The sequence below is a fragment of the Mycolicibacterium hodleri genome (genome assembly GCF_025822245.1).
In the GTDB taxonomy this organism is placed as follows: Bacteria; Actinomycetota; Actinomycetes; order Mycobacteriales; family Mycobacteriaceae; genus Mycobacterium; species Mycobacterium hodleri.
This window is the reverse complement of sequence record NZ_JACKTL010000073.1, coordinates 20,855-31,641: the sequence shown is the minus strand read 5'-3', so window position 1 is coordinate 31,641 and position 10,787 is coordinate 20,855. Positions and strand designations below refer to the sequence as shown.

Annotated in this window: 11 protein-coding genes; 8 read left to right on the top strand and 3 right to left on the bottom strand. The window is 65.7% G+C overall.

Going from position 1 to position 10,787, the window contains the following annotated elements; translation table 11 throughout:
* Positions 1 to 9: 9 nt before the first annotated feature.
* Genes H7J06_RS29955 through H7J06_RS29945 form a run of 3 tightly spaced genes read right to left on the bottom strand, consistent with a single transcriptional unit; the run spans position 10 to position 2,620 of the window.
* The gene (locus H7J06_RS29955; RefSeq protein ID WP_372515446.1) at positions 10 to 1,329 is read right to left on the bottom strand and encodes an aspartate aminotransferase family protein; all 1,320 of its coding nucleotides are present in this window, start codon (positions 1,327 to 1,329) and stop codon (positions 10 to 12) included.
* Between the two features lie 38 nt (positions 1,330 to 1,367).
* The gene (locus H7J06_RS29950) at positions 1,368 to 2,444 is read right to left on the bottom strand and encodes a phosphotransferase (RefSeq protein ID WP_264043296.1); all 1,077 of its coding nucleotides are present in this window, start codon (positions 2,442 to 2,444) and stop codon (positions 1,368 to 1,370) included.
* Positions 2,441 to 2,620, bottom strand: a complete 180-nt coding sequence (locus H7J06_RS29945) for a hypothetical protein (RefSeq protein WP_264043294.1) — start codon at positions 2,618 to 2,620, stop codon at positions 2,441 to 2,443. Before H7J06_RS29945 ends, H7J06_RS29950 begins: the two co-directional genes overlap by 4 nt.
* 78 nt (positions 2,621 to 2,698) lie before the next feature.
* On the opposite strand from H7J06_RS29945, the gene H7J06_RS29940 reads away from it, so the two are divergent.
* From H7J06_RS29940 to H7J06_RS29905, 8 genes are all read left to right on the top strand, one after another.
* Positions 2,699 to 3,376, top strand: a complete 678-nt coding sequence (locus tag H7J06_RS29940; protein WP_264043293.1) for a GntR family transcriptional regulator — start codon at positions 2,699 to 2,701, stop codon at positions 3,374 to 3,376.
* A 273-nt stretch (positions 3,377 to 3,649) separates the two neighbouring features.
* Positions 3,650 to 5,083, top strand: coding sequence for a gamma-aminobutyraldehyde dehydrogenase (locus tag H7J06_RS29935; RefSeq protein WP_264043290.1), 1,434 nt, complete (start codon positions 3,650 to 3,652; stop codon positions 5,081 to 5,083).
* Positions 5,084 to 5,110: 27 nt separating this feature from the next.
* A complete protein-coding gene (locus H7J06_RS29930) occupies positions 5,111 to 5,455 on the top strand; it encodes a RedY/HapK family protein (RefSeq protein ID WP_264043289.1) in 345 nt (114 codons plus the stop codon).
* The gene (locus H7J06_RS29925) at positions 5,452 to 7,188 is read left to right on the top strand and encodes a phytoene desaturase family protein (RefSeq protein ID WP_264043287.1); all 1,737 of its coding nucleotides are present in this window, start codon (positions 5,452 to 5,454) and stop codon (positions 7,186 to 7,188) included. Before H7J06_RS29930 ends, H7J06_RS29925 begins: the two co-directional genes overlap by 4 nt.
* A gap of 29 nt (positions 7,189 to 7,217) precedes the next feature.
* Positions 7,218 to 8,702: an APC family permease gene (locus tag H7J06_RS29920; protein ID WP_264043285.1), complete on the top strand. Its 1,485-nt coding sequence runs from the start codon at positions 7,218 to 7,220 to the stop codon at positions 8,700 to 8,702.
* 77 nt (positions 8,703 to 8,779) lie between these two features.
* Positions 8,780 to 9,742, top strand: a complete 963-nt coding sequence (locus tag H7J06_RS29915) for a D-2-hydroxyacid dehydrogenase family protein (protein WP_264043283.1) — start codon at positions 8,780 to 8,782, stop codon at positions 9,740 to 9,742.
* A gap of 289 nt (positions 9,743 to 10,031) precedes the next feature.
* Positions 10,032 to 10,505 (top strand): SseB family protein, encoded by a 474-nt coding sequence (locus tag H7J06_RS29910; RefSeq protein ID WP_264043281.1) that lies wholly within the window; start codon positions 10,032 to 10,034, stop codon positions 10,503 to 10,505.
* Positions 10,502 to 10,786: a hypothetical protein gene (locus tag H7J06_RS29905; protein WP_264043279.1), complete on the top strand. Its 285-nt coding sequence runs from the start codon at positions 10,502 to 10,504 to the stop codon at positions 10,784 to 10,786. Before H7J06_RS29910 ends, H7J06_RS29905 begins: the two co-directional genes overlap by 4 nt.
* The last annotated feature ends 1 nt before the right edge of the window (position 10,787 follow it).

The following is a 10,787-nucleotide window of genomic DNA, read 5'->3' as shown; positions in this document are numbered from 1 at the left end:
GAAAACTGCTCAATGAAGTTCCTCGGCGAGGACGACGGCCAGATTCTCCAACATCCGGTCCGCGTCGGCGATCGAGAAGGGCAGCGGCGGGCGAATCTTGAGGACGCTGCCCCGAGGTCCCGATGCGGAGATCAACACACGGCGACGGCGCATGTGGTTGACCACGCGCAGCGTCGCCTCCCCGTCCGGGGTGTTGGACTCACGGTCGGTCACGATGTCCACGCCGACGAACAATCCCGCACCGCGCACCTCGGCGATCTGGTCGTAGCCGGCGGCGAGCGTGGCGATCTCGGACTTGACGTAGTCGCCGACCTGCCCGGCGTTGGCGATCAGGCCCTCGTCGTTGATCACGTCCAGTACCGCCTGGGCGGCGGCGATGGATACCGAATTGCCGCCGAAGGTGTTGAAGTAGCGGATGTTGCGACCGAACTCCTCGAGCAGTTCGGGCCGGAAGGCGGCGGCGGCGATGGGAATGCCGTTGCCCATCGGCTTGCCGGTCGTCACGATGTCGGGTATCACGCCGTGGCGCTGAAAGCCCCACCAGTGCCGGCCGGTGCGCCCGAAGCCTGGCTGAACTTCGTCGGCGACGAACAAGCCGCCGGCGGCGTGGACTTCGTCGACGACCGGTTGGAGGAACCCCGCGGGGTCGGCGTAGATGCCGTCGGAGGAGAAGATCGTGTCGGCGATGAACGCCGCGACTCCGAAGCCGTGACGTTCCAGATCGGAGATGGCCTCTCGAATCTCACGGCGCATGACGTCGGCCACGGCGCCGTCTCCGCCATGCCGCAGGCGGTCGGGGGCGCTGATCGTGCGTACGTGCGGCCCCAGCGGGACGCCCACGCCCAGGGACGGCGAGAAGGACGACACGTCGGCGGTGAGTCCGTGGTAGGCGCCGGAGGTGACGATGACGCCCTGCCTTCCGGTGTAATACCGGGCCACACGCATGGCCAAGTCGTTGGCCTCGGAACCCGTGCACGTGAACATGACGTGCCCGAGTTCGGCAGGCATGGTGCCCAGAAACTGCTCGCTGTAGCTGAGGATCGACTGCTGGATGTACCGGGTGTTGGTGTTCAGCGTCGAGAGTTGTCTGTGTACGGCCTCCACGACGTAGGGATGGCAGTGACCGACGCTCGTGACGTTGTTGTACACGTCGAGGTAGTCGTTGCCGTCGGCGTCGTAGAGCAGAGTGCCTGCGCCGCGCACGATTTCGACGGGATCGTCGTAGAAGAGTCGGTATCCGGGCCCGAGGAGCCTCTCCCGGTCGCCGACCTGCTGGCGTGCCCGGGGCGACAGTTGATCGACGCGTGACGGGTCGAAGCCGTTCACCATCGGTTCGGACGCCTTGGGTGTGTAGGCCTTGGTCACGGTCATTCCCCTTCCGTGGGACGGGTGGTTGCCAACATGGCTTCGACTGTGGGGGTGGCCACCGACAGGGCGGAGCGCAGCCTGATCCAGTCTCGTCCCGAGTGCGACAGTCCGTATTCTCGGGAGCGTACATCCGTGGCTGCGCGCCACCCAAAGATCAACGCGCGCAGCAGGAGTCGCGCCGGTCCCGTGATGGCCAAGAGGGACGCGTCACCGTCGGTCAGCGGTCGCACCTGCCGGTACCCGCGCACGATGTCGAGAGTACTGGCCCACGGTCGTCGTCCGTCGACGCCGATTTGGTTGGCCACCGCGACGCTGACTTCGAACACCGTGGGGCTTCGCACCACGTCGCCGAAGTCGATGATTCCCGTGACGAACTCGGCGGAGGCCGGGTCGACGACGACGTTGAAGGGACTGAAGTCGCCGTGGATCATCTGGGTGTCGAGGTCGTCGATCCGGGGGGCGACGAGTGCGTCGAACTGGTCGAAGATCCGGGTGGCCATGGTGACGTCGTCGGGGTGGGTGACCCACTCCAGCAGGGGTCTCATGTGGGAGAAGTTCTTGAGATCCCAGATCAACAGCCGGGAATCGGCCGGATGCGTGAAGTCCCCGAGGGCTCGGTCGAGCCGGGCCAACGTCGCACCTAGACAGGCGAACTGGGCAGGCGTCGGCTCCGCGGTCGCGAGTAGGGAGCCCTCGAGGTAGCTCAGTACGCGCAGGATGCGGTCGTTGCCGTCTGGGTCGACGACGGTGGACTCGACCTGGCCGTTCACCCCGCGAATCAACCGCTGGGTCGGAAGCGACTCGGCCGTGCTCTCCAGGTGCAGCATGACGGCGGACTGCAAGTTCACGATGCGCGCGCTCTCCGACGCGGGTGCGATCTTGACGAGAAACTGACCGCCCGTGGTGCTGAGGCGGAAGGTGTCGTCCTTTTCGGTGGGAATGCGGGTCAGCTGACCGGTCAGGTCATAGAGCCGGCGGAGTTCGGCTGCGACCGTCCGTTCGGGGAACGGCTGACCACCCGGTTCCAGGGCGCTCTGTCGAGCGATCTGCGCCAGGACGCCCGAATGGGTGCTCACGGCGTCGACTCCTGCATCGGTTCCCGTCGGGTGGCGCACTGGTGCACTGCCGTGCGGCTGTCGGCGGCGTTCGGCATCAGGGGGCTTGTTCCTTTGCGATCGCGAGTCACGCCGCCGAGCTGGTCGTCGATCGAGGCGTGCCGGGTCGGTACCCGGTCGAGCAAACTGTAGAACATTAGGGCACTATCGTCCAGGCCACACCCGCATCTCGAGTCGTGGACCTGTCCGTTGTTGAACAGTTGTACGCTAGCTCCATGTCCGTGGCAGATCGCATCCAAATCGTGGGGCGCAGCAGCGCGCAGCAGATCGCCGACGGGCTGATGGACATGATTCTCGAAGGAGAGCTCAAGCCGGGCGAGCGCATCAGGGAACTCGTCATCGCCGAGCAGTTGGGGATCTCGCGCAACACGGTGCGTGAAGCCGTGCGACTACTGCAGGGCACGGGCCTGGTTCGGTATGTCTTCAACCGCGGCCTGGCAGTGTGGAACCCGTCGGACGAGGAAGTACTCGACATCTATCGCGCACGGCTCCACCTCGAGACGGCCGCCGCTGCGTCGGTGGGGTACGACACCGATCTGACGTCGTTGAACGCGGCGATGGAGGCCCTCAAGGTGGCCATGCTGACCGAGGATCCGCGCACGATCGTGGAGAAGGATCTGGACATTCACCGGGCGATCGTCGGATTGATGAACAGCCCGCGGCTGAACAAGTTCTACGACGAACTGCTCGGCGATCTCCGCTACTTCCTGCTCATCCTCTCCCTGGATCACCACGAGTACGAGAGCGGCTCCAGCCTGGAGGAAGAGCATCAGCGGATCGTCGCCGCCTTCGCCTCCCGCGATCCCGAGCTGGCGCGCCGGACGATCTCCGACATCATCACCGAGAACCGCGACGAGGTTCGCAAGATCCTCGCCATTCGCACCGCTGGCTGACGGAGATTCGGCTCCACCCGCTGAGTTCGACGCGTCGACGCGTCCTGCCGTGCGACCGGCGGCGGTGCCGTGCGACCGCCGTAGGACTCGTCGCCTGACGCCGCCCGCCGGCACCCTCGTGCACCGACTGCGACGCAGAAGTATCTGCGACGGTTTCGCGTTGTCGTCTTGCGCACACCCTCCGCCTGTGTTTAAGTCCAACATGTCAACTGTTCAACACTTGGACATGAACGGCCCCGATGGCCGACGGCACGAAATCTGGAGAAATCTCACATGGCAGACGGCCATCTCATGTACGTCGCAGGCGAGCGCGTTCCCGCCGCGAGTGGCGCGACCGAACCGGTCGTCAACCCCGCCAACGACGAACAGATCGCGACGGTCCCCCTCGGCGACGCCACCGACGTCGACCGCGCCGTCGCCGCGGCGGAGAAGGCGTTCGACGACTGGGCCGCCACCACCCCCGGCGCCCGCGCCGCATTGCTGCTGAAGCTTGCCGACCGGCTCGAGGCCCACGCCGAGGAGTTCGCGCAGCTGGAGTCCCAGAACGTCGGCAAGCCCATCGCGGTGGCCCGCGACGAGGTGCCCTTCGGCGTCGACAACATGCGCTTCTTCGCCGGCGCCGCCCGCGTGCTGGAGGGCCGCGCCGCCGGGGAGTACTCGCCCACCCACACCAGCATCATTCGACGGGATCCACTCGGCGTCGTCGGTAGCGTCGCGCCCTGGAACTTCCCGCTCGTCATGGCGATCTGGAAGATCTGCCCGGCGCTGATGACCGGAAACACCCTGGTGCTCAAGCCCAGTGAGCAGACCCCGCTGTCCACGCTCCGGCTGGCCGAACTCGCGGCCGATCTCTTCCCACCCGGAGTGTTCAACGTCGTCACCGGTCACGGTGACACCGTCGGTGCCGCGTTGACGTCCCACCCACGGGTGCGGATGAGCTCGTTGACCGGAGACACCAACACCGGCAAGGTCGTCGCCCGCGCCGGCGCCGACAACCTCAAGCGTCTGCACCTCGAATTGGGGGGCAAGGCGCCGGTTTTGGTGTTCGACGATTGCGACGCCGAACTGGCGATCACCAAGATCTGCGAAGGCGGCTACGGGAACTCCGGCCAAGACTGCATGGCAGCCTCGCGGGTGTACGTCGCCGACGGCATCTACGACGAGTTCGTCACCGAACTCACCCGCGCCGTCTCGAAGGTCGCCATGGGCGACCCGACACTCGAATCCACCGAGATGGGCCCGGTGATCTCCGAACGCCAGCGCGACCGCATTGCGGGCTTCGTCGAGCGAGCGGTCTCCACCGGGCCGACCTCACTCGCCGTCGGCGGGCTCGGCGACGGACCCGGGTTTTGGTACAAGCCGTCGCTGGTCGTCGACGCCGCCCAAGACTCCGAAATCGTCCAGAAGGAAGTCTTCGGACCCGTCGTCACCACCACCCGATTCACCGACGAGGCACAGGCCTTCGCATGGGCCAACGACGTCGAATATGGTTTGGCCGCCTCGGTTTTCACCAGAGACGTCGGCCGCGCGATGCGCGCCGCCCGCAAGCTTCAATTCGGCACGGTCTGGATCAACGACCACCTGCCGATCGTGTCGGAGATGCCGCACGGTGGCTTCAAGCAGTCCGGCCACGGCAACGACATGTCGATCTACTCCGTCGAGGAGTACACCGAGATCAAGCACATCATGATCAACCTCGAGTCCTGACCGCACAACCACTTTGGAGCACCAGCGATGACGTCACCCAGCCGCTCGGTAGTAGCGGTCAACCTGTTCTCGATGCTGCCCGGCGTCGACCCGGCCGACTTCGAACGCTTCTCCGCCGACGTCGACCGGCCGACCTGCCTGGCCCACCGCGACGTCGTTCGGCGTTTCGACGCGTTCCGGGTCGACCACGCGCCCGACGGAGCCCCCGCGGACATCCTGGAAGTCATGGAGGTCACCGACTGGGCGGCGTGGGAGGAGCTGCGCGACACCCACCCCACGATGAAGCCCGTCACCGACGGCTTCGACGAACTCGTCGACCCGGCCACCGTTCGTACCTACTTCACCCACCTCATCCCTGGAGAACGTCAATGACCAAGCCCCTCAACACCTATGACGCGATCGTCATCGGTGCCGGCCACAACGGCCTGATCACCGCCGGATACCTCGCCCGTGCCGGCAAGAAGGTTCTCGTCGTCGAAGCCCGCGACGTCGTGGGCGGCGCGTGCACCAGCGAGGAACTGATCCCCGGTGCCACCTGGTCGTCGTGTGCGTTCATCGCCAGCCTGCTACGCCCCGAGATCATCGCCGACCTCGAGCTGGAACGGTACGGCCTGGAGATGTACCAGACCGAGGCCAACGAGGTCAGCATCTTTCCCGACGGCAGCCACTTGTTCGTGTGGAAGGACATGGACAAGACGCTCAAGGAGATCGAGAAGTTCTCCAAGAGTGACGCCGCCGCGTTCCTGGACTTTGGCCTGCGGGTGAAGAAGTTCGCCTCCATCCTGACGCCGTTCCTGTTGTCCCCGGCACCGAGCCGCTCTCAGGTGTTGGCCGCGTTCGAGGCCGCCGGCGCCGAAGACTTGTTCAACGAAATGGTGCTGCTGTCCACCAAGGACCTGCTGGACCGCTACTTCGAAAACGAGCACATCAAGGGGCTCTTCACCTTCTTCGGGATGATCTCGGTCTGGGGTGGCCCGTCGACTCCGGGCACCGGCTACGTGTACGGGCACCACTCCGTCGGCGAGTTCAAGGGCACGCTTGGGCAGTGGGGCTTCGTCAAGGGCGGAATGGGTGGCATCACCCAGGCGATGGCTCGCAGCGCCGAGGCCCACGGCGCAGAAATCCGGCTGAGCTCACCGGTCAAGCAGGTCGTCGTCGAGAGAGGACGAGCGTCCGGGGTCGAGCTGGCCAACGGCGAGATCATCTCGGCGCGCACGGTCATCTCCAACGCCGACCCGCAACGCTCCATGTTGCAGCTGCTGCCGGCAGGCACCGTCGACGCCAAACTGGTGGCGAAGCTCGAAGACTACGACGCCCGCGGCTCGATGGCCCGCATCCATCTCCTGATCGACGAGCTGCCCGACTACGTCGGCTTCCCTGCAGGCGAATTCGGTCCGCAGCACCAGGCTCAGGCGATCATGGGTGCCTCCATCGAGAACTTCGAGCGTGCGTGGGAGGCGGAGCGACGCGGCGAGATCCCCGACGACTTCGTCATCGAAGCGGTCATCCAGTCCACCCACGACGACACGTTGGCGCCCAAGGGCAAGCACACGATGACCCTTGGCGTCCAACAGCTTCCGTTCGAGTTGGCCGGTACCGACTGGGACACCATCCGCGACGAGTGGGCCGATCGCGTGCTGGAGGTGCTGTTCCGCTACGCCCCGAACCTGCGCGGGCACATCCTCGAGCGGGTCATCATCACCCCCAAGGACCTCGAGCGTGACTACGGCCTGACCGGCGGCAACATCTTCCACGGCGCCATGTTCTTCGACCAGCTCTTCAACAACCGGCCCACTCCGGAGTTGGCCGACTACCGCACCACCGTCGACGACTACTACCTGTGCGGCTCGGGCACACACCCCGGAGGCGGCGTGATGGGCGCCAACGGTCACAACGCCGCCCAGGTCGTCATCGCCGACCTCAACGGCACGGCCGCACCCACCGCTGCGCGCGTCGACTTCGCACCCAAAGCCGGTGTCGTGGACCGGGCGATGGAAACCGTGATGGGCACCAAAGCCGGCAAGAAGCTCGGCTACACCGTCGCGACCAGCCCAGCGCTGCGCAAGGTCGTCAAGTTCGCCGCCCGAAGCAAGTCCACCCGCTGAACTCCCACCGCCAACGCAAAGGACCCGCCATGCTGCATCAGGACGAACCGCAAAAGCTGGCAACCGCCAAGGACTCACCCGACGGGTCGGCGGGACTGGCGCGCAACCAGATCGGCGTGCTCGGCATCGTCTTCTTCGTCGTCGCCGCGGCCGCACCCTTGACCGTGGTGGTGGCACTGTTCCCGGTGATCATCGGCGCAGGCAACGGGATCGGCATAGCCGGCGCCTTCGTCGTCGTCGCGCTGGTGCTGACCGTCTTCTCGGTCGGCTACGTCGCGATGAGTAGGCACATCACCAACGCCGGGGCCTTCTACGCCTTCATCACCCGAGGCCTCGGCCGACCACTCGGGCTGGGGTCCGCCTCCCTGGCGATCTTCGCCTACAACGCGATCCAGCTCGGCGTCATCGGCGGGTTCGGCTACTACGCCGCGGAATTCGCCTCCAAGCACACCGGCGTCGACGTTCCGTGGTGGGTGTTCTCCTTCATCGCAATGGGCGCGTCGTTGTTCCTCGGTGTTCGGCAGATCCATGCCGGAGCCCGCGTGCTGGCGGTCCTGCTCACCTTGGAGACCGCGATCATCCTGGTCCTCAACGTCGGGATCCTGTTCAACTCGCCGACACCGGTCAGCGACTACTCGTTCGAGCCCTTCGCTCCGTCTGCGGTGTTCGCCGGCGCGATCGGTGTCGCGCTGATGTTCGCCCACGCCTCGTTCATCGGCTTCGAAGGCACGGCCATCTACGGTGAAGAAGCCAAGGACCCCAAGCGCACCATCCCCAGAGCCACCTACACCTCGGTGATCTTCATGGGTGTCTTCTACGCCGTCACCGCCTTCTTGATCGTCAACTCCGTGGGCGTCGAGAACATCGCCGGGCTGACCGCATCCGAAGGGGGCAACCTCGTCTTCACGGTGAGCGACAGGGTGCTCGGTCCCATTGGCACCGAGGCGTTCCAATTGTTCGTCATCAGCAGCCTTTTCGCCGCCATCCTGACCTTCCACAACAACGTCGCCCGGTATCTGTACTCACTCGGTCGCCAGGGTCTCGTCTGGTCGCGACTTGGCACCACCCACCCGACCCGCCAGTCACCTGCCATTGCCTGCTACGTCCAGATCGGCATGGTGGCCACGGTGGTCGCGATCTTCGCGATCCTCGGCCTGGACCCCTACACCACGCTGTTCACCTGGTGGACCGGCGTCGGCGCCGCCGGCATCATCCTGTTGCAGACCATCGCGAGCATCGCCATCTTCGTCTTCTTCCGGCGGTCCAAGGTCGACAAACGCCCGTGGAACACGTTCATCGCCCCGCTGCTCGGTGTCGCCGGACTGATGCCGTTCCTCTGGTACGCGGTGACGGGGATGGACGTTCTCCTCGGTGGCGGCGGCTGGTTGCAGTTCACCTTCACCGTCATGCTGTTCGCCTCGCTCGCCATCGGCGTCATCGGCGCGTACGTCATCAAAGCCCGTTCGCCCCAACGCTATGAGCAACTCAGTTCGACACTAGGCGACCGTATCTGACGGAACGGTCACCACGAGCCCAGTCGGCTGGCGGGGTCGTGCTCGCGAGGGGTGCCGGGCGGGCATATCGTCGCGTGATGAGCACCCCCGACACGACGCGGATCCAGATCGCCGTCCTCGACGACTACCAGAACGTTGCGCTGAGCTCGGCCGACTGGTCACCGGTCACCGCACGAGCGGACGTGACCACGTTCTCCGACCACCTCTCCGACGATGACGAGTTGGTCGCGCGGCTCGCGCCGTTCGACGTGGTCTTCGTGATGCGCGAGCGAACTCCGTTGCCGCGCACCGTCCTTCAGCGGCTGCCCCGGCTGCGGATGATCGCGTCGACCGGGCCGGGCAACGCGTCGATCGACATGGCGGCGGCCGAGGAGTTCGGCATCGACGTCAGCGGCACCGGCGGCAGCGTCGCGTCGACGGTGGAACTCACCTGGGCGCTGATCCTGGCGGCGTCGCGGCACCTGGTCGCCGAGAGCCGGTCGATCGCCGACGGCGGGTGGCAGACCACCGTCGGGCTCGAGCTGGACCGCCGGGTGCTTGGCGTGCTGGGCCTCGGGCGGATCGGGACGCGGGTGGCCCGCATCGGGGCGGCCTTCGGCATGGACGTCGTGGCGTGGAGCCAGAACCTGACCGCCGAGGCCGCGGCCGAGGCGGGGGTGCGCCACCTGCCGCGGGCGGAGTTCTTCGCGACCGCCGACGTGCTGACCGTGCACCTCAAGCTAAGCGAGCGGTCCCGCGGCCTGATCGGCGCCGCGGAGCTGGCCGCGATGAAACCGACTGCGCTGCTGGTCAACACGTCCCGCGGGCCGATCGTCGACGAGGCCGCGTTGGTCGACGCCCTGCAGTCGGGCGCCATCGCCGGCGCCGGTCTCGACGTCTTCGACACCGAGCCGTTGCCCGTCGGCCATCCGCTGCGCACGATGGTCAACGTGACTGCCACACCGCACATCGGCTACGTGGCCGACCGGGCCTACGGGATCTTCTTCCGCGACGGGGTGGCGGCGATCTCGGAGTGGCTCGACGGGCGCGGCGCCGGGTGAATGGAGGGTCGTAGGTCGTCGGAGGTCCCCGACGAGTGGAGGCTGGCAAGGTGCGCGTCACGGTCGCTGCGCGGGTGGGCTCCTCATGACTGATGCGACGTCCGTGCTCTGCCTCCGCTTACCACTAGCGGTATGGATGGCGCAGCCTCGATGCCGGAGTCATGCGCGATTCAGTGACATAGGGGTAGTCCCGCCGCTGCTAGCCTCGTAACAGGGAACAGCACTGCGATTGCCAAATGAACCAGTCACCATCAAGTCTCAGGAAGGGACCAGGGGGATTCGTAGCGGTATGGGCGCGCGACCGGAAGTTCCGTCGGGAGGCGACTTTTCGCCGGCCGTCGACAGCACACATGGGCGAAGTCCGAACCCAGACGGGGCGGAGCCCGTCTTGCGTGACACTCGTCTAGGGGGTTCGCCAGTCGGGGACTACGCCACCGCATCGAACGGAACGGCTACTGCTCCCGTCGGAAACACGACGCCTCGACCAATCCCCGGCGATTTTCCGCCGGTCGTGTACTTGCCTTGTACAGAGACAGTTGACGACCCGAAAGACGCGCGGGTCGACATGCGTGAAACGCGAGATGGCCGGACCGCACTTCTGGCCTACTCGGCCTTGGATCGCCTACATCAATGCTGTGGTGACAATCAGGCGTGGATTCTGATGCCGACCGCCAATTTGTCTCAGCTGCAGGCAGCCCGACCATTCCAACTCTTGATGCTCGACGTCGAAATTCCGGTTGAGAAGCGGCGGAGGCACAGTTGACGCTGTACATCAATCACGAAGCCCTCAACAAGATCTCCACCTCGTTGTCGGACGCTGGTAGCTCGCTTGAAAGCGCGGGCGGCTCGGTCCCCACGTCAGTTGATGGCGGGACTGGCACACCCGCAATTCTCGGGATACTGGCGAAGCTCGTGGACAACACGGGTCAACTGGTGGTCGCCGTAAACGCCGTGGGTGCTGCGATAGCGTCGGCGAACAACAGCTACCTTGGCCGGGATGAGCAGGCGGCCGAGATGCTCGAGAATGCCATGGAAACAAAATAGA

Coding starts and splice junctions, on each gene's coding strand:
- H7J06_RS29955 (WP_372515446.1), bottom strand. CDS start 1,329: ATGGTGAACGGCTTCGACCCGTCACGCGTCGATCAACTGTCGCCCCGG.
- H7J06_RS29945 (WP_264043294.1), bottom strand. CDS start 2,620: ATGTTCTACAGTTTGCTCGACCGGGTACCGACCCGGCACGCCTCGATC.
- H7J06_RS29940 (WP_264043293.1), top strand. CDS start 2,699: ATGTCCGTGGCAGATCGCATCCAAATCGTGGGGCGCAGCAGCGCGCAG.
- H7J06_RS29935 (WP_264043290.1), top strand. CDS start 3,650: ATGGCAGACGGCCATCTCATGTACGTCGCAGGCGAGCGCGTTCCCGCC.
- H7J06_RS29930 (WP_264043289.1), top strand. CDS start 5,111: ATGACGTCACCCAGCCGCTCGGTAGTAGCGGTCAACCTGTTCTCGATG.
- H7J06_RS29925 (WP_264043287.1), top strand. CDS start 5,452: ATGACCAAGCCCCTCAACACCTATGACGCGATCGTCATCGGTGCCGGC.
- H7J06_RS29920 (WP_264043285.1), top strand. CDS start 7,218: ATGCTGCATCAGGACGAACCGCAAAAGCTGGCAACCGCCAAGGACTCA.
- H7J06_RS29915 (WP_264043283.1), top strand. CDS start 8,780: ATGAGCACCCCCGACACGACGCGGATCCAGATCGCCGTCCTCGACGAC.
- H7J06_RS29910 (WP_264043281.1), top strand. CDS start 10,032: ATGGGCGCGCGACCGGAAGTTCCGTCGGGAGGCGACTTTTCGCCGGCC.